At 73.9% G+C, this 21,140-nt stretch carries 20 protein-coding genes; 9 read left to right on the plus strand and 11 right to left on the minus strand.

The annotated features are described in order from the left end of the window. The first annotated feature begins 12 nt into the window (after positions 1–12). Positions 13–933 (plus strand): hypothetical protein, encoded by a 921-nt coding sequence (locus C4U03_RS35025; RefSeq protein WP_146087630.1) that lies wholly within the window; start codon positions 13–15, stop codon positions 931–933. Here C4U03_RS35025 and C4U03_RS35030 read toward each other — a convergent pair. Both C4U03_RS35030 and ispD read right to left on the minus strand, forming a co-directional pair. After that, positions 924–1,730: a glycerophosphodiester phosphodiesterase gene (locus C4U03_RS35030; protein ID WP_103944111.1), complete on the minus strand. Its 807-nt coding sequence runs from the start codon at positions 1,728–1,730 to the stop codon at positions 924–926. The genes C4U03_RS35025 and C4U03_RS35030 overlap by 10 nt on opposite strands. Then, positions 1,730–2,458 carry a 2-C-methyl-D-erythritol 4-phosphate cytidylyltransferase gene (gene ispD, locus C4U03_RS35035; RefSeq protein ID WP_103944112.1) on the minus strand — a complete coding sequence of 243 codons (729 nt, stop codon included), beginning with the start codon at positions 2,456–2,458 and terminating at the stop codon, positions 1,730–1,732. The genes C4U03_RS35030 and ispD overlap by 1 nt, the downstream gene beginning before the upstream one ends. 95 nt (positions 2,459–2,553) lie before the next feature. On the opposite strand from ispD, the gene C4U03_RS42705 reads away from it, so the two are divergent. The 6 genes from C4U03_RS42705 to C4U03_RS35065 all read left to right on the plus strand — a co-directional run bounded on the left by C4U03_RS42705 (position 2,554) and on the right by C4U03_RS35065 (position 8,502). After that, positions 2,554–4,077 carry a CDP-alcohol phosphatidyltransferase family protein gene (locus tag C4U03_RS42705; RefSeq protein ID WP_103944113.1) on the plus strand — a complete coding sequence of 508 codons (1,524 nt, stop codon included), beginning with the start codon at positions 2,554–2,556 and terminating at the stop codon, positions 4,075–4,077. Beyond that, entirely contained in the window at positions 4,074–4,733 is a 660-nt protein-coding gene (locus tag C4U03_RS42710; protein ID WP_103944114.1) for a DUF5941 domain-containing protein, read from the plus strand. Before C4U03_RS42705 ends, C4U03_RS42710 begins: the two co-directional genes overlap by 4 nt. A 19-nt stretch (positions 4,734–4,752) precedes the next feature. Continuing rightward, positions 4,753–5,484, plus strand: coding sequence for a phosphocholine cytidylyltransferase family protein (locus C4U03_RS35050; RefSeq protein ID WP_103944115.1), 732 nt, complete (start codon positions 4,753–4,755; stop codon positions 5,482–5,484). 3 nt (positions 5,485–5,487) lie between these two features. Continuing rightward, on the plus strand, positions 5,488–6,561 hold the full coding sequence (locus C4U03_RS35055) for an iron-containing alcohol dehydrogenase family protein (protein ID WP_103944116.1): 1,074 nt from the start codon (positions 5,488–5,490) through the stop codon (positions 6,559–6,561). Positions 6,562–6,566: 5 nt separating this feature from the next. After that, positions 6,567–7,391: a CDP-alcohol phosphatidyltransferase family protein gene (locus C4U03_RS35060; protein WP_103944117.1), complete on the plus strand. Its 825-nt coding sequence runs from the start codon at positions 6,567–6,569 to the stop codon at positions 7,389–7,391. A 256-nt stretch (positions 7,392–7,647) separates the two neighbouring features. Further along, complete coding sequence (locus C4U03_RS35065; protein ID WP_103944132.1) at positions 7,648–8,502, plus strand: glycosyltransferase family 2 protein; 855 nt, start codon at positions 7,648–7,650, stop codon at positions 8,500–8,502. Between the two features lie 92 nt (positions 8,503–8,594). Here the strand turns inward: C4U03_RS35065 and C4U03_RS35070 are convergent, their stop codons facing one another. The 7 genes from C4U03_RS35070 to C4U03_RS35100 form a co-directional block, all read right to left on the minus strand. After that, positions 8,595–10,988: a HelD family protein gene (locus tag C4U03_RS35070; RefSeq protein ID WP_103944118.1), complete on the minus strand. Its 2,394-nt coding sequence runs from the start codon at positions 10,986–10,988 to the stop codon at positions 8,595–8,597. A gap of 166 nt (positions 10,989–11,154) precedes the next feature. Next, positions 11,155–11,871 carry an acetoacetate decarboxylase family protein gene (locus C4U03_RS35075; protein WP_103944119.1) on the minus strand — a complete coding sequence of 239 codons (717 nt, stop codon included), beginning with the start codon at positions 11,869–11,871 and terminating at the stop codon, positions 11,155–11,157. A 32-nt stretch (positions 11,872–11,903) separates the two neighbouring features. Beyond that, complete coding sequence (locus C4U03_RS35080; protein WP_103944120.1) at positions 11,904–12,389, minus strand: SRPBCC family protein; 486 nt, start codon at positions 12,387–12,389, stop codon at positions 11,904–11,906. A gap of 7 nt (positions 12,390–12,396) precedes the next feature. Next, positions 12,397–13,011 (minus strand): HD domain-containing protein, encoded by a 615-nt coding sequence (locus C4U03_RS35085; RefSeq protein ID WP_103944121.1) that lies wholly within the window; start codon positions 13,009–13,011, stop codon positions 12,397–12,399. A gap of 33 nt (positions 13,012–13,044) precedes the next feature. Continuing rightward, positions 13,045–14,112: a glycosyltransferase family 4 protein gene (locus tag C4U03_RS35090; RefSeq protein WP_103944122.1), complete on the minus strand. Its 1,068-nt coding sequence runs from the start codon at positions 14,110–14,112 to the stop codon at positions 13,045–13,047. 130 nt (positions 14,113–14,242) lie between these two features. After that, complete coding sequence (locus tag C4U03_RS35095) at positions 14,243–15,097, minus strand: sulfotransferase family protein (protein ID WP_103944123.1); 855 nt, start codon at positions 15,095–15,097, stop codon at positions 14,243–14,245. Between the two features lie 17 nt (positions 15,098–15,114). Continuing rightward, positions 15,115–16,623, minus strand: coding sequence for an arylsulfatase (locus C4U03_RS35100; protein WP_103944124.1), 1,509 nt, complete (start codon positions 16,621–16,623; stop codon positions 15,115–15,117). Between the two features lie 204 nt (positions 16,624–16,827). On the opposite strand from C4U03_RS35100, the gene C4U03_RS35105 reads away from it, so the two are divergent. Together C4U03_RS35105 and C4U03_RS35110 are read left to right on the plus strand one after the other, a co-directional pair. Further along, positions 16,828–17,832 (plus strand): hypothetical protein, encoded by a 1,005-nt coding sequence (locus tag C4U03_RS35105; RefSeq protein WP_235018326.1) that lies wholly within the window; start codon positions 16,828–16,830, stop codon positions 17,830–17,832. After that, positions 17,829–19,013 carry a DUF6716 putative glycosyltransferase gene (locus C4U03_RS35110; RefSeq protein WP_235018327.1) on the plus strand — a complete coding sequence of 395 codons (1,185 nt, stop codon included), beginning with the start codon at positions 17,829–17,831 and terminating at the stop codon, positions 19,011–19,013. Before C4U03_RS35105 ends, C4U03_RS35110 begins: the two co-directional genes overlap by 4 nt. A 52-nt stretch (positions 19,014–19,065) precedes the next feature. Here the strand turns inward: C4U03_RS35110 and C4U03_RS35115 are convergent, their stop codons facing one another. Together C4U03_RS35115 and C4U03_RS35120 are read right to left on the minus strand one after the other, a co-directional pair. Next, positions 19,066–20,406, minus strand: coding sequence for an alpha-2,8-polysialyltransferase family protein (locus tag C4U03_RS35115; protein WP_103944126.1), 1,341 nt, complete (start codon positions 20,404–20,406; stop codon positions 19,066–19,068). A 2-nt stretch (positions 20,407–20,408) separates the two neighbouring features. Further along, a partial coding sequence (locus C4U03_RS35120) for a glycosyltransferase (RefSeq protein WP_103944127.1) occupies positions 20,409–21,140 on the minus strand: 732 nt, incomplete at its 5' end.

The raw sequence follows: 21,140 nt of genomic DNA on the forward strand, positions 1-21,140 counted from the left end.
TAGGAGGCGGCGATGTCCACGAGCGGGTCCAGGGGGATGTCCAACGGCGCCAGGCACGGTCTCGGGGCCGTCGTCGGCCTGGTCCTGACACCGGTCATCGGATGGCTGCTGATGTTCGGCGTCGACCGGTTGTACAGGAGCATGCGGGTGTTCCGGGCGGAGGGGGCGGACCGCTGGCTCGGCGTGGCGGCCCTCGTCCTCGCGGCGGTCCTGCTGGGCCTCCTCGTGGGCTCGCGGCTGTCGCCGCTGGCCTCGCTGATCCCGGGCGTGGTCCTGACGGCGGTCGGCCTGCCCTGGCTGTTCGCGGCGGAGTGGTCGTTCCGCACCCTGCGGGACCTGCTGCCGGGGCGCTACTACATCCTGTACGCCAACCTGGGATCCCTCGGGCTATGGATCCTCGTCGGCTGTGTGCTGCTGGCCGCGTCGTTTCCGCCGTCACGCTGGCGTGGCGCCGCGTCGGCCGGACCGTCCCGCCAGTCCCAGTACGCACCCCCGCCCGGAGGCCAGTGGCCGCCGTCGTCCCACCAGGTGCCGGGCCAGGTGCCGGGTCAGGGACCGGGAGACGCGCCGGCGCGGCAGCCGTCCGGTGTCGCCGGACCACCGCCGTTCGACCCGAACGCCCGCCCGTACGCCCCGCCGCCGCCCTGGTCAGCCCCCGGTGGTGAGGCCGTCCCCGGGCAGCCGGGGCAGCCGGGGCAGCCGGGTCCGGCCGTGCCGCAGCCGCCGTCACCCGGGTCCTCGGCCCAGCACGGCTCCCCGCCCCAGGGACCGGGTACCCCGCCCCAGGAGTTCGGCGGTCCGCCTCAGGCGGCCGGGCCTTCGCCTCAGGGGCAGGGGCCCGGCCGTCCACAGGAGGGCGATGGTGACGAGCCCGGGGAGTGGACGCGGATGTACGGCGGGAAGGACCCCCGCGACGACCGTCCTCAGTCCTGAACGACGTCCTCGGCCGGGTCGGGCACGTCCGGCTCGCCGGAGGAGGTCAGCGCGGAGATGGCGCCCGGCACGTCGTTGACGACCAGGGCGTCCACACCGGCGGCGGCGTAACGGGGCGAGTCCGCGGGCGCCGGGCACCAGGCGAGCACCTCCAGGCCCGCCTTGTGCGCCACGTCCACGTTGTGGTCCAGCGGGCGCAGCCGGGTGTCCTGGGAGTCGAAGCCGCACGAGCCGGTGTGCACCCCGACCGCGTCCAGGCCGAGCCCGGAGGCGGCCGCGATGGCGTGCCACAGCGGGAACCGCAGCCAGGTCAGCAGCCCCAGCGGCACCCCGTCCAGTTCCTCGCGCAGCCCGAGCAGCAGGGACGGGTCGAAGGAGGTCACCATCAGGGGCCGCCGCCGGGACTCGGCCGCCAGCAGCGGCGCCAGCAGCGCCCCGGTGCGCCGGGCCGGCGGGTCGACGGCGTCCTCCAGCACGGTCTTGACGTCCACGTCCAGCGCCACCTCCGGCGGCAGCGCGTCGAACACGTCGACCAGCCGGGGCAGCCCCGACTCGGCGGCGGTGCGGTCGATCAGGAACGCCCCGTCCGCGCCGGTCGGGTCGTGCCGCAGCACCAGTTCGTCGTCGGCGGTGCGGGTCACGTCGATCTCGACCCAGGTGGCGCCGGCGCGCACCGCCCCCAGGATCGACTCGACGGTGTTCTCGGTGACCGCCTCGGCCTCGCCGGGCAGCAGCACCTCGCCGGATCCGGCACCACGGTGCCCGATCACGACCGGCCGGTCCGCATCGAAGATCACTAAGCCTCCTCGGGGTCGGGGGGAAGGCCGGGCCCGGCGAGCCCGGCCAGATGCTCGGCGACGACCAGGTCCAGCGGATGGGTGACCTTCAGGTTGCGCTCGTCGCCCTCCACCACCCGGATCGGAACGTCCGGCAGGTAGCGGTGCACCACCCCGCAGTCGTCGGTGGCGGTGAACGCAGGGTCGGCCAGCGCCGCCTCGTACGCCTTGCGCAGGGTGCCGATCCGGAAGCACTGCGGGGTCTGGAAGCGGCACAGCGAGTCACGCGGTGGCATGGCCGCCACCAGTCCGTCCCGTACCGCGACCACGGTGTCGGGGGTGGCGACGCCGACCGCCACCGCCTGGTGGGACTCCAGCGCCGCCAGGCAGCGGTCGATCACCTCGGCGGTCACGAACGGGCGCGCGGCGTCGTGCAGCAGCAGGCGGGTGTCGTCCGGCTCGGCGGCCAGCGCGGTGAGCGCGGCCACCGTCGACTCCGCCCGGGTGTCGCCGCCCTCCACCACCCGCGACACCTTGCCGTACCCGTGCTCCGAGACGATCCGGGTGGCCTGCGGCACGTGCCCGCGGGCCATCACGACCAGGACCTCGTCCACGCCCCGGTGGCCGTCGAAGGCCCCGATCGCGTACGCCAGGATCGGCCTGCCGCCGACCTCCAGCAGCTGTTTGGGAGTGGCCGATCCGATCCGCCGCCCGGTCCCGCCGGCCAACACGACCGCAACCGTTCTCATGGTCCCCCTACGCCTTTTCCGGCACAGCCTGGTGTGTTCGACCCGCTACGCTGACCTTTCCGAATCCCCCGCGTCCACCCCGCTGGAAGGTGTCGATGACCGTTGCGTTGGTGCTCGCGACCGATCCGGCCGCGGACCTGCCGTACGACAGCGGACCCAACGCCCAGTCCCTCCTGCAGCGGTTGCTCGGTCAGCTCGTTTCGCTCAACGTACCGGACGTGCGGGTCCTGGCCCGTCCGGAGACGGCCGCCCTGCTGCGCAAGCGTCCGGAGGGCAGCGGCCCGGCCGTCGAGGTCGTCGAGTCGGACTCGCCCGCCGGGGACCTGCGGGCGATCGCCCGGCTGGCCCGCGGCGCCACCGCCCCGCTGCTGGTGCTGCCGGGCGGCACCGTCGCCAGTGGTGAGCTGCTGGCCCGGCTGGCCGGGCCACGCTCGGACATGGCCACGGCGGTGACCGCGCCGCCGCCCGATCCCGGCGGACCGGACGACCCCGGCCTGCCGCCGGTGCGCCGGGGCGCCGGCCGGATCGTCTCGGCCGGCACGGGATTCCACCAGGTCACCGACCCCAACGGGGTGTTCTGCGGGTTGTTGCGGGTGGCGCCCGCCAAGCGGGTCACCCTGGCCCGGGCCGCCGAGCGGCTCGCCGCGCTGTTGGAGACCCCCGGCGCCATGTCCGGGGCGTCCGGCGTGCTGGCGCTGCTGCTGGTGGGCCTGGTCCGCGCGGGGGTACGGGTGACGCCGCTGCCGGCCCCGCCGCTGGTGTGCGCACAGGTGCGCGACACCGAGCAGGTGCGGGCGGCGCGGGAGGCCGTGACCGCGGTCAACGAGGACCGGGTGCGCCTGGACGCGGCGGTCAAGAGCAACGACGGGTTCTTCACCACCTTCGCGGTCAGCACCTACTCGCGGTACATCGCCAAGCTGGCGGCCCGGATCGGGCTGACGCCCAACATGGTGACCTCGCTGTCCATGGCGATCTCGGTGGGCGCCGCGGTGGCGTTCGCGATGGGCACCCGCACCGGGATGGTCGTCGGCGCGGTGCTGTACTACTTCGCGTTCGTCTTCGACTGCGTGGACGGGCAGCTGGCCCGCTACACCCGCCGGTTCAGCACGTTCGGGGCCTGGCTGGACGCCACGTTCGACCGTGCCAAGGAGTACACGGTGTTCGCCGGGCTGGCGGTCGGCTCCACCGCCGCCGCGGCCGGCAGCTCCGTGCACGGCGGGGACGTGTGGCCGCTGGCGGTGGCCGCGATGGCGGCGCAGACCGGCCGTCACATGATCGACTTCGCGTTCGGCGCCGCCCGCCGCGCCCGGCCCGCGACGCCGCTGCCGGTGACCCCGCTGACCTCGCCCGGCGACGGGCTGGCGCCGGCGGGCGCGGCCGCCCCCCGGCGTGGCGGCGTCCTCGGCCTGGTGAAACGGGTGCTGGCGCGGACCCGCTCGGGCCCGGCCTTCTGGGCCAAGAAGATGATCGTGCTGCCGATCGGCGAGCGCTTCGCGGTGGTGTCGGTCACCGCCGCGCTGTGGAACGCCCGGGTGACCTTCATCGTGCTCCTGGCCTGGGGCGCGGTGGCGGCCGCCTACACCTTGACCGGACGGATGCTGAGGTCGCTGACCCGATGACGATCACCCTCACGGAGGCGCCGCCGGCCGCTCCGGTGGCCCGGCAGATCGGGCGCCTGCAGGCCTACCGCGATGACGGCCCCATCTGCACCACGATCGGGCGGCTGACGCTGGGCCGGCTGATCCCGCTGCCGGGCACCGTGGTCGCCGCGCTCACCACGGCGGCGCTGCTGCTGGTGGCCGGGGCGCAGGAGCATGCCATCCCGGTACTGTACGCGCCGCTGGTGGCGCTGCTACTGACCGGGCCGTCGGCGACCCATCCGCACACCGGGCGGATCGACTGGCTTGTCCCGCCCATCCTGCGCGGTATCGAGTATGGTTACTTGGCCGTCTTGGGGTTCGCGCAGGGCGTTTCGGCACCGCTGATCTACGGTCTGCTGGCCGTCCTCGCCTACCACCACTACGACACCGTGTACCGCACACGCCAGCATCTGTGGCCGCGCGGGTGGGTCTTCCGGGCCGGGCTCGGCTGGGAGGGCCGGATGCTCATCGCGGCCTTCGCGGGCCTGTTCGGGCAGCTGTCGGCCGCGTACGCCGTGCTCGCCGCCTATCTGGGGGTGCTGTTCGGCGTGGAGAGCGTCATCGCCTGGGTGCGGGCCGACCGCGGCAGCGGTGTGCAGGTGAACCTGGAAGAAGAGGCGGAGGAAGCCAGTTGAGCGGCGATGGAGGCACAGCGTGATCGGGATGGTGCTGGCGGCAGGCGCGGGTCGCAGGCTGCGGCCGTACACGGACACCCTGCCCAAGGCCCTGGTGCCGGTGGATGGCGAGACCACCATCCTCGACATCGCGCTGGGCAACCTGGCCGAGGTCGGGCTGACCGAGGTGGTCATCGTGGTCGGCTACTGCGCGAACGCGGTCGAGCAGCGCAAGGCCGCGCTGGAGGAGCGGTACGGCGTGTCCATCACGCTCGTCCACAACGACAAGGCCGAGGAGTGGAACAACGCCTACTCCATGTGGCTGGCACGTGAGCACTTCGCCAAGGGCGTCCTGATGGTGAACGGGGACACGGTGCACCCGGTCGGGGTCGAGAAGACCCTACTGGCCGCCCGCGGCCCCGAGATCGTCCTGGCGGTGGACGATGTGAAAACGCTCGCCGACGAGGAGATGAAGGTCACCCTCGACGACTCCGGGCACCTGGCCCGCATCACCAAGCTGATGGACCCCGAGCAGGCGTACGGCGAGTACATCGGCGCCACGCTGATCGAGCCGTCGGCCGCCGGGCCGCTGGCCGACGCCCTCAAGGCGACCTGGGAGGGCGACCCCGACCTGTACTACGAGGACGGCTACCAGGAGCTGGTGAACCGGGGCGGCCGGATCGCCGTCGCGCCGATCGGCGCCGTCGACTGGGTCGAGGTCGACAACCACGACGACCTGGAGAAGGCCCGCCGGATCGCCAAGGGGTACTGATCCATGCCACAGCTGATGCGGTCGCTGCCGGCACCGCTGTCGGTGGAGGTGCGCCGGGGCGCGGTCGCCGCGCTCGGCGAGCTGCTGGCCGACCGGCGGATCGCCACCGAGGGCCGGGTGGCCATCGCGGTGGGACCCGGCCAGGGCGACTCGATCGCCGAGCGGGTCAGGCCGTCCCTGCAGGCCTGTGACGTGTTCCATGTGGACGGCGGCACCGTCGACGCCGCCGTCTCCCTGTCCTCGAAGCTGCGCTCGGGCTGGTACGAGGCGGTGGTGGGGATCGGCGGCGGGCAGACCATCGACGCCACCAAGTACGCCGCCACGTTGGCGGGCATCCCGATGGTGTCGGTGGCCACCAACCTGTCGCACGACGGCATCTGCTCGCCGGTGGCCTCGCTGCGGCACGACAAGGGCAAGGGCTCCTTCGGCGTCGCGATGCCGCTGGCCATGATCGTGGACCTGGACTACGTCCGGGCCGCCCCCGACCGGCTGGTGCGCGCCGGGATCGGCGACGTGATCAGCAACTTCTCGGCGGTCGACGACTGGCTGCTGGCGGCCGCCGACTGCGGCGAGCCGGTGGACCGGCTGGCGCTGACCGTGGCCCGCACCGCCGCCGAGGCGCTGCTGTTCCAGCCGGAGTCGATCGAGTCCGACCGGTTCCTGACGGTGCTGGCCGAGGGGCTGGTGCTGTCGGGCATGGCGATGTCGTTCGCGGGCTCGTCCCGGCCGTCCAGCGGCGGCGACCACGAGATCCTGCACGCCATCGACCAGCTGTACCCGGGCACCGCCAACCACGGCGAGCTGGCCGGGATCGGCACGGCGTTCTGCTACCACCTGCGCGAGCGCTTCCTGGGCACCGGCGGGGAACGGCTGGCGCAGATCGCCGCCTGCCTGGACCGGCACGGCCTGCCCAAGCTGCCCGGCGACGTGGGGCTGACCGAGGAGCAGTTCGCCGAGGCGGTGGTGTACGCGCCGCAGACCCGTCCCGGCCGCTACACGATCCTGGAGCGGCTCGAACTCGACAAGAGCGCCGCACTGAAGTCGGTAGGGGAGTATGTTCGCTCCTTTGAAGGCTGAGAGCCATGTCCGCTCCTTCGGAGGCTGAAGGCACCCGCTCCCGGCGCACCGCCACGATCGCGGACGTGCGCGCCCTGGGCCAGCCACCCGGGCTGAAGGAGCGGCGTAACGAGGAGCACTGGGCGGGGCGGCTGTACATGCGGTCGCTGTCGCCGTTCTTCTCCTGGCTGTCGCTGCGGCTGGGGCTCAGCCCCAACCAGCTGACGTACCTGATGATGTTCACCGGCGTCGCGGCCGGCGTGGTGGTGTCGGTCCCCGGCCACCCGCTGTGGGCGGCGCTGGCCGGAGCGCTGCTGGTGCAGGTCTACCTGCTGCTGGACTGCGTGGACGGGGAGGTCGCCCGCTACCTGCGGCAGACCTCGGTGGCCGGGGTCTACCTGGACCGCATCGGCCACTACCTGGCGGAGGTGGCGCTGCTGATCGGCCTGGGCGCCCGCGCCCAGGGCGGCTGGGAGTCCGGCGGCTACCTGGAGCTGGGGCTGGTCGCCGCGCTGGGCGCCGCCCTGATCAAGGCCGAGACCGACAACGTGGTGGTGGCCCGCGCCAAGTCGGGGCTGCCCGCCGACCCGGCGGCCGGCGACCGGGCGCTGCGGCCCCGTTCCACGGGCCTGGCGCTGGCCCGCCAGGCGGCCTCCGCGGTGCGCCTGCACCGCATCATCGGCGCGGTGGAGCTGTCCCTGCTGATCGCGCTGGCCGCGGTGATCGACGTGCTGACGGGCGCCCAGACCCCGGTGACCACCCGGGTGTTGACCGTCGTGGTGGCGGCGGTGGCCGCGGTGCAGACGCTGCTGCACCTGGTCAGCGTGATCGCCTCGCGACGGCTGCGCTGAGTCTCCCGGGCGCCGATGAGCGGCTTTGCGGGCGAACGCGGGTGAACGGCGGGTTTCGGTGAACCGCCCGGCGGGCGTCCCGAAGGTGAAAGACTGCGGCGGGACTTCGACGTGGGAGGGGCGTTGAGCGAACTGGAGGTACGCGCTGGTGCCGCGAGCTCACCGGACGGACGGGCCGTGCCCGGACGGAGGCGTCGTGACTGCGCATGAGCCCCGCCCCGGCGGAGACGTCACGTTCTCGGTCGTCGTGCTGACGATGGGCAACCGTCCTACGGAACTGGCCCGCGCCGTGCGCAGCGCCCTTGACCAGGAGAACGTCGACGTCGAGGTGATCCTGGTCGGCAACGGGGTGCCCGGGGACTGGACGCCCGGCGACGACGAGGTCTTCGAGGACAAGCGCGTCACGCTGGTGCGGCTGCCGCGTAACGTCGGCATCCCGGCCGGGCGCAACCGGGGCGTGGCGGCCTCCACCGGCGAGATCGTCCTGTTCCTGGACGACGACGGCTGGTACCGCTCCACCCGGCTGGGCGCCCACCTGCGGGACCGTTTTGCCGCCGACCCGTCCCTGGGGATCGTCTCGTTCCGGGTCCGCGACCCGGAGGGCGGTCCGGGCGAGCGGCGGCACGTACCGCGGCTGCGCGCCGGCGACCCGGAACGCTCCTCGGAGGTGACGACGTTCCTGGGCGGGGCGTGCGCGGTGCGCCGGGCCGCCTTCGACGCCGCCGGGGGGCTGCCGGAGGACTTCTTCTACGCCCACGAGGAGACCGACCTGGCCTGGCAGGCGATGAACGCCGGCTACCGGATCGTCTACGACGCCTCGGCGGTGATGTACCACCCGGCGGTGCTGCCGACCCGGCACGAGATGTTCTACCGCTACAACGCCCGCAACCGGGTGTGGCTGGCCCGCCGCAACCTGCCGTGGCCGCTGGCCCTGGCCTACTGCGCGGTGTGGGTGGCGATGACACTGTTGCGCGAGCGCAAGCCCGCCGCGCTCAGGCCGTGGTTCAAGGGGTTCGCCGAAGGGTGGCGCAAGCCCGCCGGCCCGCGCCGCCCCATCTCCTGGCGCACCGCCTGGCGGATGACCCGCATCGGCCGCCCGCCCATCATCTGACCCGTCTCCTTTGGGGACCCGGAGGGCGGGTCAGAGAATCCGCCCTCCGCAGAGCTTTGCCGTGATCATCTGACCCGGCGCTCCGGGTCCGCTCACGCGGGCCCGGTCAGCACCAGCTCCCAGGTGGGGTCGGCGGTCAGGACGGTCAGGCGCTGGGTGGCGCGGGAGACCGCGACGTAGAGCACCCGCAGGCCGCGCGGTGACTGCGTGGCCACGACCTCGGGGGCGCAGATGACCGCCGCGTCGAACTCCAGACCCTTGGCGTCCAGCACGTCCAGCACCTGGACGCGCTCGGGGAAGCCTTCGGCGAGCGCCTTGTGCTCCTGCTCGTCCCAGTCGCCGTCGGGCTGCGGGACGATGACGCCGATGGTGCCCTCCACCTGGGTCAGCAGGGTCTCGACGGCCTCGCGGGCGGCGGCGCGCAGCGCGTCCGGGGGGACGACCCGGATGACGGGCTCCTCCCCGGAACTGCGGACCGCGCGGGCGGGGCGCGCCCCCGGGAGCGCCAGTTCCAGCACCCGGGCGGACACGGCGGCGATCTCGGTGGTGTTGCGGTAGTTGGTGGTCAGCTCGTACTCGTGCCGGGCCCGGCGGGGCGGCGGCTTGCGGCCCCGGCGCTTGGACGCGGACCCGCCCAGCGCGGCGTCCATCGCCCGGCGGGCCTCGTCGAGGTCCTCCCAGGCGCTCTGGGCGGGGTCCTCGACGATCGTCCAGGTGGCCTGGCGTCCCCGGCGGCCGAGCATGCGCCACTGCATGGGGGACAGGTCCTGCGCCTCGTCCACCACGATGTGGGCGTACTCGGGGCGGGTGTCGGTGACCTCGTCGTCCACCCGGCGCGCGCGCTCCAGCCGTTCGACCGCGCTGGTCAGCTCGCGCATCTCCGGCTCCCAGTCGTCGGCGACCGCCTCGCCGGTGAGGATGTTGACCCCGTCCACGACGTAGGGGTCCTCCTCGGTGGGGGCTTTGCGAGAGGGGCGCGGCGGCGGGCCGAGCAGGGCGTCGATCTCGTCCAGCAGCGCGACGTCCTGGTAGCTGAGCGTCGGCGACGGCCCGGACAGCGTCTCGGCCCAGGCGCCGGCCAGCAGGTCGGCGTGCGGCCGGTCGAGGTCGCGGCCGGCGGCGCGGCGCAGCCGGGCGCGCTCGCCCAGCGAGTGCAGCACGTCCAGCGGGCGGCGGATCGGCCACCAGGCGGTCAGGAAGTCGGCGAAGGCCCGCTGCCCCCGCACGTTCTTGACGAACGACTCCCGGGAGGAGCGGTCGGCGGCGGAGGACGGGCGCTCGGGTCCGTCCGGGTCCAGGGCGGCCAGGCCGCTGTCGGCCAGCAGGCCCTCCCACAGCGCCAGTTCGCCCTGCACGGGCGCGCCGGGCTCGGGCTCGGTGCCGCCGGTGTCGACGTAGCGCTCCCACAGGGCGTCCAGCAGCGCGTCGGCGACCCGGCGGCGGGCGGTGTTGACACTGCCCACGCTGCGCCGGTGCAGGGCGGCGCGGATCTTGTCGAGCTGCGGCCGGCCCAGCCGGACGACCACGCCGGCGTGCACCACCCGCAGTTCGTCGGGGGCGCCGGGGGGCTGGTCGGCGATCGCCCGCCGCAGCACCGCGACCATCGCGCCGGAGCCCTTGAGCCGGGCGAGGTCGGGCGGGTCGTGGACGGTGGCCGAGACGCCGTCGACCAGGTCGCCCAGGGAACGCAGCGCCGCCGACCCCTCGCCCAGGGACGGCAGCACCCGCTCGATGTAGGCGGTGAAGCGGCGGTTGGGGCCGACCACCAGCACGCCCCGCGAGCCGAACCGCCGGCGGTGCCGGAACAGCAGGTAGGCCACCCGGTGCAGGGCGACGGCGGTCTTGCCGGTGCCGGGGGCGCCACGTACCAGCACGGTGCCGTCGGCGGGGGCGCGGATCACCTCGTCCTGCTCGCGCTGGATGGTGGCGACGATGTCGCGCATCGCGCCCTCGCGGGTGCGGGCCAGGGAGGCGATGAACGCGCCGTCGCCGACGATCGTCAGGGAGTCGGCGGCGGACGGGTCGAGCAGGTCGTCCTCCAGATCCACGACCGCGTGCCCGCGGGTGTGCAGCACCCGGCGCCGGACCACGCCGCGGGGGTCCTCGGGGGTGGCGCGGTAGAACGCCTCGGCGGCGGGCGCCCGCCAGTCGATGACCATCGACTCGTGCTCGCGGGTGCGCACCCCGATCCGGCCGACGTAACGGGTCTCCCCGGTGGCCAGGTCGAGCCTGCCGAACACCAGCCCGTCGTCGGCGACGTCGAGCGCCTGGGCGCGCAGCGCGGCCTGGTGCACCATGGCGTCCCGGTCGACCAGGGAACCCTTGGTGCCCGCCAGCGCCTGCCGGTAGCCCTCCTTGATCATGGCCTGGGCCTCGGCGCGCATCTCCTCCAACCGGGCGTACGCCTCGTCGACGCGGCGCTGCTCGGCGGCGATCTCGCTGTCCTTGACCGTGGCCGGTCGGCCGGCGACCGGGGACGACGACATGCGGGCGGCTCCCTCACGTGAAAGGCGAAGGACAAAGTTTACGCGGGTCACGCGCGGTGCGGTGGTCCCGTGGCCCCTGGGTCGCCGCCCTGGTCGCCCTGCATGCCGTTAAGGCGGTGGGCGCTGTCCGGAAGAGGACGGCGTCCGTGCCGCCGGTCCGCGGTGGTCAGCCGATCCGCTGGGCGTCGTGGAAGGTCATGCTGAGGTGGGCGACGGTGGCGCTGCTCAGCGCCCGCGCCCGGGGCAGGCCGAGCCGCCGCAACTCCTCGACGATCGGGTGGGCGTCCGGGGGCCCGCCGACCCGGACGGCCGCCCCGCCCGGCCGCAGCCGGACGCCGGTGGGCCGTGTCGTCCAGGGGGTGCGGCGGGTGACGCCGTCCAGGCAGGAGAACGCGGCGATCTCGGGGGCACCGCCGCCGGGCACCGGCAGGCCGGGCAGGACCGCCATCTCGACGACGGGACGGCCGTCCACCCGGACCGCGCAGTGCTTGACGCGGCCGTCCAGGTCGAGGGGGATGTCGGTCATCAGCTTCGGGAAGCCCCAGATCGAGCGGCCCGCCTCCAGGGTGAAGGACTGGTCGACCGGCAGCCAGTGGACGAACACGCCCACGTTCTTCAGACGGCCCGGCGGCGGGGCCGGGTCGCGGACCAGGAAGGTCACCGCGAACTCGTGGTAGGGGCCCAGGTCGCCGTCGTCGTAGCGGACGAACGCCAGCGCGCAGACGGCCCGGCCGGGCAGCGGCCGCAGCACCTCCAGCCCGGAGTAGCCGATGATCTCCTGCGCCGTGCGGGCGGGCACCGGGAACATCGCCGAGGCCACCGACGCCTCCCGGATCTGCACCGGCATGGTCACCTGTTCGCCCTGGATCAGATGGGTGCTCACGACACTAAGTAGAACAGGTTCTCGTTTTTCTGTCACGGGCCTTCCAGGGCGGCCTTGATCCGCCCCAGCGTGGTACGCATGCCCCGCCGGTTGAGTTCGGCCCGCTCCTCGGCCGCCACCCCGGTGAAGACCTTGCCCAGCAGCGAGACGAGGGCGGCGCCGCGGTGGTCGCGCCGCAGGTCCTCCCAGTACTCGGTGAGCCGGGTGGAGCCGTCGCCGACGTCCTCCAGCCGGTAGCCCCACAGCGCCACCGGCATCCCGAAGCTGGACACCCGGAAGGCGAACGCCGCGCCGGGCACCGCCGCCGTCACCCGGCCGGTGGTGAACCAGACCCGCCAGCGGATCCGGTTGAAGCCGACGAACCCGGTGCCCGGCTCGACCCGCCCGCCGCGCACCCAGACGCCGAAGCACTCCGGGCTCCACTCGCCCATCCGCCGCAGGTCGGCGACCGCCGCGTAGACGCGTGCGGGCTCGGCCGCCACCAGGACGCTCTCCTCGGCGACCCACTCCCGTTCCATGGGGAAATCATCCCAGGTGGGCGAAGTGCCGCCGCCAGGCGCCGTACCACTCGGCGAACCACTGCCCGGCCGGGCCCTCCAACGTCTCGATGAGCGGCATGATGTAGGTCACCGTCTCGGCGTAGTAACGGCGCTGGAAGTCCGGCGGCATCCGGTCGAGGGTCTGCACGTTGCTGACCCGGTCGGCCAGCTTGACCGTGATCGCCTCCGGCGGGGCCTCGCGCAGGCGGCGCAGGTAGGCGGTCTTGGCGGCGCGCTTGGCCTGCCGTCCCTGCCCGCCCGCCGGGGGCATGGTCACCCAGTCGACGAGTTCGGCCACCACCGGGCCGAACCCGGCCTCGACGGCGGAGACGGTGGCGTCGGTGTCCTCCACCACGTCGTGCAGCACCGCCGCGGCGAGCGTGTCGACATCGGTGACCCCGGCGCCGCGGACGAGCACTTCCAGGGCCTCCAGCAGGTGCTCCAGGTAAGGGACGCCGGTGGGCCGCTGCTGCGGGCCGTGCCACCCGCGCGCCGCCTCCACGGCGCGGTCGAGCACCGCCAGATCGTCGGCCCCGAGGGAACGGACCGCCAGGTCGGAGCGGGCCTGTTCCCAGGTGCGCCAGCCGGTGAACGTCTTCATGCTGACGATCCTGCTCCCTCCGGCTCCGGGACGCTAGGCGACCATCGGTTCGCGGGAGCGGTCGGCCCACTCCTCCAGCAGGTCCACGAAGCGTTCGGCGTGGGCCGGCCAGTCGAAGCGGGCGCGGGCGGTCTCGTACCCCCGCCGTCCCAGTGCGGCGCGCAGGCCCCTGTCACCGTGCAGCCGCAGCACGGCGTCCTGCGCGGCCGCCACGTCGCCGAACGGCACCACCAGCCCGCACTCGCTCTCCCCGACCAACTCCGCCACCGCCGGGCCGGGTGTGGTGACGACCGGGACGCCGTGCGCCATGTACTCCATGACCTTGGCCGGGACGCCGGTACGGCGCGGGTCCTCGTGCAGCAGCGCCAGCCCGGCCATCGCGCCCTCGGCGATGCGCAGCGCCCGGTCGTTGGGCACGAACCCGTACCAGCGCAGCATGCCCCGGCGCTGGGCCTCCCGCAGCGCGGGCCGGACCTGCGGGTCGGCGGCCCCGATCAGCTCCACCGCCACGCCCCGCTCGGCCAGCCGGCCCGCCAGCTCGATCATCTCCAGGGCGCCCCGGCCGACCGACAGCCGCCCGACGTACACCACCCTGCGGTCGTCCGGCTCGCCGGGCGGGGCGGCGGGGACGTACGGCAGGTCGGGCACCACCGGATGGCCCTCGCCGAACCGTCCCCGGTGCTCCTCCCCGGCCAGCAGCAGCCGGTGCCGACGGGCGCCGCGCTCCCGCGCGTGCCGCAGCAGCGGTTCCGGCAGCGGGGACGCCGCCGGGCCCTCGTGCACGTCCCAGACCACCGCCCGCCGCCGCGCCGCACGTGGTAGGGCCAGCAGCAGCTCCGGGTCGTGCACCAGCACCAGGTCGCTGTAGGCGGCGTGGTCGGCCAGCGCCCGGCGGGCGGCGCGCAGCGCGTGCAGCAGACCGCGCCCGTTGGAGCGGGGCAGGTCCACCGGGCTCACGTTGCGCCATGGGGTGACGTTCCAGGCCCGGAACGGGGCCATGTAGGTGACCTCGTGGCCGGCGTCCAAAAGCGCCCGGATCTGCCGGTGCAGGATCCGGGCGTCCTCCGGATGATGCACCACCGTGCACACACAGACCCGCATAGCGCCGCTCCCCGAAGGTCGTTGCCGTCCGATACCACGCGATTTTCGCCGCGTTCCGCTAACGCGCTTCGTACGACATCCGACGACGGGGTGACCGCCGGCCGACGAGGTCGGGCGGCCCGTCCCGCGATCAGTCCAGATAACCCCAGGCCCGGGCGATGTCCGCCAGCTCGGCGGGGACCTTCTCGTCCGGCGCCGGCTCCCGGGCCGGCTGGATCCGCCCCGACTTGATGTTGGAGCTCCAGTCGCCGAAATACGCCTTGAAGGGCCCGTGGTCCTGCTTGCCGTAGTCGAGCATGCCCGGCTCCCACTCCACTTCGAGGAACTCGCACAACCGGCGGGTCTCCCGCTCGGGGTCGGCGGTCAGGTCCTCGTAGCGGACGGTCAGACCGGGGACGTGCTCGCGGGCCGACTCCACGCCCTCGGCGTGCTTGAGCACCTCGGCCACCACGTCCTCGCGGACGGCGCCGCCGCGCCGGTTCATCACCGAGCCCACGATCGTGGCGGGGTTGCGCAGCAGGAAGACGAACCGGGCCTGCGGCCAGGCCCGCTGGATCCGGCGCCAGTTGTAGGAGTTGGACGGGGTCTTCTCCACGATGACCGACTTGCCGCTGCGGTGGAGCTCGTGGTGCAGGATGCGGTCCCACAGCAGGTGCTCCAGCTCCCGCTGGTCCAGGCCCAGCTCGCCCATGATGTCGGGGGCGAACGAGGCGGTCAGCCTGACCTGGATGGTCTTCAGGTGCAGTTCGTGCGGCGCCCGGATCCGTGAGTGGCTGTTGAGCAGCACCCGCAGCAGCGTCGAGCCGGAGCGCTGGCAGGACAGCACGAACACCGGGGAGGGGACCAGCCGCGGCGTCTTCGAGGGCGCCAGGAGCGGTGCGGGCCCGCGGCCCGGCGGGCGCACCGCCGCGGCCAGCAGCTCACTCCTGCGGCGCAGCCCCTTGCGCAGCGAGGCGGCCCGGTCCGGTCTTTGCGCGTTCACCATGTCATGCCATCCATCCCTCAAGCGGGGGGAACCCACGCCTCGTGCAAATAGCGGATCGCCTGGTCCAGGATCTCCGGGCGGCTCGCGGCCACGTCGGTGCGCTCGCCCGGGTCCGTCCACAGGTCGTAGAGCTCGTACGACCAGCGGTCGTCGGGGTCGAAGTAGTGCCGTCCCGGCGCGAATCCCACGGCCTTCCAGCGGCCGAAACGGACCGCGGCGGCGGCCCGTCCGGCGTGCTCGCCCTCCGCGGCGGCCACCCGGGGCGTCGGCTTGGCGCCGTTCGGGCGCGCCCAGTACAGGTAGTCGCGGCGCGGCGGCCCGCCGGTGCCGGTGAGCAGCCCGCGCAGCGAGCGGCCGTCGACCTCGTCCGGCGGTCCGAGCCCCGCCAGGTCGGTGATGGTCGGGAAGAGGTCCCACATCGCCGACGGATGGGAGCTGACCCGCCCGCGCCCGCGGCCCAGCAGGCCGGGCGACCAGGCGATCAACGGAACCCGGATGCCGCCCTCGTAGAGGCTTCGCTTGTACCCCCGTAGGCCGCCCGAGGCATGGAAGAAGTCGGGGTCGAAGCCGCCCTCCTCGTGCGGCCCGTTGTCGCTGGTGAACAGGACGACCGTGTCGTCGGCCAGGCCGAGGGAGGTGAGCCTGTCGACCAGCCTGCCCACATAGGAGTCCAGCAGGGTGACCTGCGCGGCGTGCGCCCGGTCCGGCCGGGCCCAGGTCCGCGCCCGGTAGGGGAAGGGGCTGGGGGCGATCGAGGGCGCGTGCGGCAGCGGCGGCGTCAACACCAGCAGGAACGGCTCGTCCCGGTGCCGGTCGACGAAGTCCAGGCCGCGCCGCACGATCAGCTCGGGCGCGTAGACGTTGCGGGCGCGGGGCCGGTTGGCCGGCAGCGGGAGGGACCGCCGGCCGTCCCACAGCGCGGGCGGGAAGTAGCGGTGCGCCTCGCCGTGGGTCAGGTAGCCGAAGAACTCCCCGAAGCCCTGCGCGTGCGGATGGCTGGGCTGGTCGGGCTCGGCCGGACCGAAACCCCACTTGCCGAACAGCCCGGTGCGGTAGCCCGCCTCCTGCAGCACCTTGCCGAAGGTCAGGTCGGCGTCGGTCAGCGACGAGTCGGGGCCCTTGGGGTTGGTACGCACCCGGGCCCGTCCGATGTGCCTGCCGGTCAGCAGGGAGCAGCGGCTGGGAGCGCACACCGGCGCCCCGGCGTAGAAGTCGGTGAACCGGACGCCCTCGGCGGCCAGCCGGTCGAGCCGGGGGGTGCGGATCTGGGTCTGCCCGTAGCCGCCGAGCTCCCCGTATCCCAGGTCGTCGGCGACCACCACGACGAAGTTGGGCCGGCCGGACCGGCGACGCCGGCGGGCCGGGGACGGCGCCGGGGACGCCGTGGTGCGCCCGCTGCCGAGTGCCGGCCAGGCGGCCACCGCCGCCCCCGCCGGCACGACGGTCGCGGCGGCGGCCGTCAGCAGGAACCGCCGGCGCGAGTCCCGGGGGACCCGCGGGCCGGCCGGCGGTCGTTCAGGATTCATCGCCGTGCGCCCGCAAAGGAGACAACAGGCGGGGGGAGTCGTTCATGAGGGTGTCAGCGTACCTGTAATTCCGGACCGAAAAGACCGGTGGGTCATTACGTATTAACAGGTCCAAATGCGTTTGTCCGCCGTTCACCCGGAGGTTGCCCGAAGGTGGCCGGCGAGTGCGAAAATCGCCGGGCCATCGACCGAATGAGCCCACATATGCCGATTTCGCCATTGCCGCCGCCCGCCGTGGTCTGGGCGGAGTCCCCGCTGCAGCTGCTGTCCGCGGTGGAGGCCCAGCACGCCGGGCTGCTGGGGGACGGCACCGAGGTGGCGTTGCGGGCGGGCTCGCAGTCGCTGGCGGCCACCGCCGAGGAGGTTCTGCGGCTGGGCATGCCCCCGGGGCTGTGCCCGCCCGCCCCGGCGTCCCGGGTGGCCCGGCCGCCGAGGGACGGCCGCTGGGTGATCGGGGACGCCTTCTCGGGCGCGGTCCAGCGCCGGCTGCTGTCGTCCGGGGGGCGCCGGCTGCTCGTCGTGGACGACGGGCTGGCCACCATCCACCTGCTGGAACTGCTGACGGCCCCGGCGCCGCGGCCGCTGGCCCGCGCCCGCGCCCGGCTCGGCGTACCCCGCCGGGCCCTGGGGCTGGCGGCGGCGGCCCGGCTGCGCGCGGCGGCCCGCGCCGGCGCGCTGACGGTGTTCACCGCCCTGCCGATCCCCGCCGAGCTGCACGCCGCCGTCGAGGCGCTCGGCGCGCGGCTGGTGTGCCACGACTTCCCGTGGCTGCGCGGCCGCCCGGCTGCCCCGCCGCCCTCACAGCGGCTGGTGGTGCTGGGCAGCTCGCTGGTCCATAACGGGCTGGTGCACCGGCGGCCGTACCTGGAGTGGGTGCTGGCGCTGGCCGACACCGAGCCGCTGGCCTACCGGCCGCACCGCCGTGAGTGCCCCGAGGTCCTGGCCGAGCTGCGCCGTCATCCGCGGATCATGGTGGCCGAGCCGACCGGGGTGCCGGTGGAGATCTCGCTGCGCGGCCTGACCGCCGAGCACTGGGTGGTCAGCCTGCCGTCCACGGCGCTGACCTCGCTGCGCCTGGTCCTGCGGGCGGCCGGCACTACCATCGAGGGTGTGCCCGTGCCCGCCGACTGGTGGACCGCCGACGCCGATCCGGAGCTGCGCGCCCACCTGAGCCTGTTCGTCGGCGGCGGCCTGGAGATCGCCACGTGACCGTGCCCGCCCGTGTTCTGGCGGTGGCCGACTCCGACTCCTACCTCAAGTGGACCGCGGGGCTGCTGGACCATCTGCCGCCGCATTGGCCGCGCCGCCTGGCGGTGGTGCGCTCGCCGATCACGCCCTCGCCCGAGCAGATCCGCTCGGCGCTCAACGGCACCGACGCCGACGTCCCGGACATCGTCCCGGCCCGGGGGGTGCTGCACCTGATCCGCAGGTTCCGCCCGGACGTGGTGGTGCTCGGCTGCACCGGCCCGGTGGTGAACGTGCTGAGCAGGATGATCCCCGCCGCCGACCGGCCGGTCCTGGTGTCGGGCCTGCCCGGCATCTCGGTGCCCGCCTCCGAACGGGCCTGGGTCTTCCGCAGTGCGGTGGACCTGTTCGTCGTGCACAGCCGCCGCGAGGTCGCCGAGTTCACCGCGATCGCCCGTGACCTGGGGCTGCCCGGGCGGGTCGGGCTCACCCGGCTGCCGTTCCTGGCCCCCGCCGCGCCCGCCGGGCCGCGCGATCGGGTCGTGTTCGCCACCCAGGCCAAGGTCCCGGCCGGGCCTGAAGAGCGCGAGCGGATCCTGCTGTCCCTGGCGGCGCTCGCCGAACGGCGACCCGACCTGCGGGTGGTCGTCAAGATGCGGGCGCTGGCGCAGGAGCAGCAGACCCACCGCGAGCGGCACCACTACCAGACCCTGTGGCAGCGGATGGCAGGCCAGGGCCGGGTCCGGCCCGGCGCGCTGACCTTCGACGCCGGGCCGATGCGCGGGCACCTGGCGCACGCCGCCGGCTTCGTGACGGTCAGCTCCACCGCCGCGCTGGAGGCCATCGCCGCCGGGGTGCCGCTGCTGGTGCTGTCGGACTTCGGGGTCACCGCCGAGATGATCAACCTGGTGTTCGAGGACAGCGGCTGCCTGGGCACCCTGGACGACCTGGCCGAGGCCCGCTTCAGGGACCCCGACCCGGCCTGGTGTGCGGCCAACTACTTCCACGAGCCGGCCGACGAGGACTGGCTCGGGCACCTCACCGGACTGGTCGAGACCGCCCGCGCCGGGAGACTGCCCCAGCCGGTGTACCTGCACCACCAGATCGGCCGCCTGGCCGCACCCAGGGCCAGACTCCGGCTGGAGGTCCACCCCGACACCCTCCGCAGGATCCGCACCCTGCGCCGTACCGTCCGCCGCAGGTGACCGCCCCTGCCCCGCCCCCCAACGACCGCACCTGAGCGGCCGGCCGCCGGGGCTATCCGCTCTTGGGCGGCTGGACCGCGCGGTAGATGCGGCGGGCCAGCGCGTTGCGCCGCATCCGCCGCAGCGGGAGCGCTCCGGGCAGGTCCAGGGCGGTCAGGCGGCGCCGCTTGAAGTAGCGGGCCATCTCAGTGTCGATGTGCTCGCGCAGGTAGGCGACGGCCTGCTCGCGCAGGTCCGGGCGGGTGCCGCCCTGCATGCAGTACGACACGGCCGCCACCAGCGGGGACAGCTTCCGCGGCACCTCGTCGGGGCCGATGACGGGGGTGCTCAGCCGGCCGTCCTCGGCCAGGTGCGGCAGCAGCGCGTCGATGATCGTCACCGGGATGCGGTTGCTGTTCTCGTACGGGGTCACCAGCTCCAGCAGCCGCCGGGAGCCGACCGTGGCCGCGGGCGTGCCGAAGTAGCGCCCGGCGGTCACCAGCGCGGTGGAGAAACAGCCCACCACCAGCTCCGGCCGCACCGCCGCGCACCAGGTCTCCGCCGGGATCGGCGCGTCGATCACCACCAGCCGCACGCCCAGCCGGTCCGCCTCGGCCGCCATCGCGGCGGTGGTGCGCGCCGTGCTCGTCGGATGCGGCTTGAACAGCACGGTCCGGTGACCTCGGGCCGCCAGGCCGCGCACCATGCTCGTATGGAGCGCGTCCTCCTCCTGGGGGGTCATGATGTCCAGGGCGGCCAGGTACTGGCCGACGACGAGCGCCGCGCCCCGCAGATCCGTGCCGTAGTCGGCGATCAGCGGGGCCAGGCTCGCCTGCAGCTTCTCCAGCAGCGCCAGGAACGCCCCGTCGGGGATGACCTCGGCGGGCACCCCGTACTCGCCCAGCAACTGCGGCTCCAGCCCCGGCACCAGGTCCAGGTGCAGCTGCCGGACGACCTGGGTGCCGATGCCGTTGGGCAGGGACGAGCGGGTCGGCCCGTAGCTCATCAGGCCCTCGGAGTACACGGTCACCGCGGCGTCGTGGAAGATCGCCGCCAGCGTCTTGGCGGGGCTGGCCGCGATGGTGTCGACGACCAGTTCGACCGGCCCGTCGCCGAGGCGCCAGCGGTCCCGGTAGAGCCGCTCCAGCAGCGGCAGGTCCTCGGTGCGCGGCATCCAGCCGCCCGGATGCAGGGGCGCGATCTCGGCATTCCAGGAGAGGATCTCCTCGAAGCGGGGGGCCAGCGTCTCGAACCCGGGGGCGCGGTCCACCGGCGTCGCCAGCTCGGGGATGGCCGCGTTGTTGCTGACCAGCAGGATCCGGCGGGGACCCGGCTCGCCGAACAGGCCCGCGTCGATGGCGGCGCACATGGCGACGGTGCCGTAAAGCGTCGAGGCGACGAAGATCTGCGTCACGGTCAGACCATGATTCCCAGGGTCGTGGCGAACAGTTCCTGACGCTCGCGGCTCAGCCGCGGGCGCAACTCGGTGACGACGTCCGGCGGCAGCGCCTTCAGGGTGGCGCGGGCCCGCTGCCGCAGCCGCTGCTGCAGGTCGGGGGTGAGCCGGTCGCGCTCGGCCAGATGGTGGGCGATCATGGCGCAGTAGGTCTGCGCCGCCTTGCCCACGAACCGGTCGCCGTCCCGGTCGCCCGCCAGCTCGGCCAGCACCTTGTCGAAGGCGTCGAAGAAGTGCAGCTGCCGCTCGTCGCCGATCTTGGTCAGTGAGCCGGCGACCTCCCGCCGGTAGAACACCCCGAACAGCGAGACCACCGCGTACGAGGCGGCGTGCAGCAGCAGCTTCCAGGCCCAGGGCCGGTCCTCGCAGGTCAGCAACTCCTCATCGAAGGTGAGCAGACCGTCGGCGGCCAGTTCCCGGCGGTAGACCCCCGACCAGGCATTGGGATAGTCGGCCATGGTCTGCACATGGGCGGGCAGGATGCCGTCGCGGGGGACGAGCTTGACCCCGCGACGGCCCTGCGGTGCCCGGTGCACCTCCCGCCGCTTGCCGTAGACCTGGATGTGGTCGGTCTTGATGAAGTCGCAGCCGATCGCGTCGATCGCCTCGACCGCCGCGGCCAGGTAGCCGGGGGCGATCCAGTCGTCGCCGTCCAGGTAGGTGATCAGGCGTCCCGAGGAGGCGGCCAGGCC

The sequence above is a fragment of the Thermomonospora echinospora genome, assembly GCF_900108175.1.
GTDB classification, from domain to species: Bacteria; Actinomycetota; Actinomycetes; order Streptosporangiales; family Streptosporangiaceae; genus Thermomonospora; species Thermomonospora echinospora.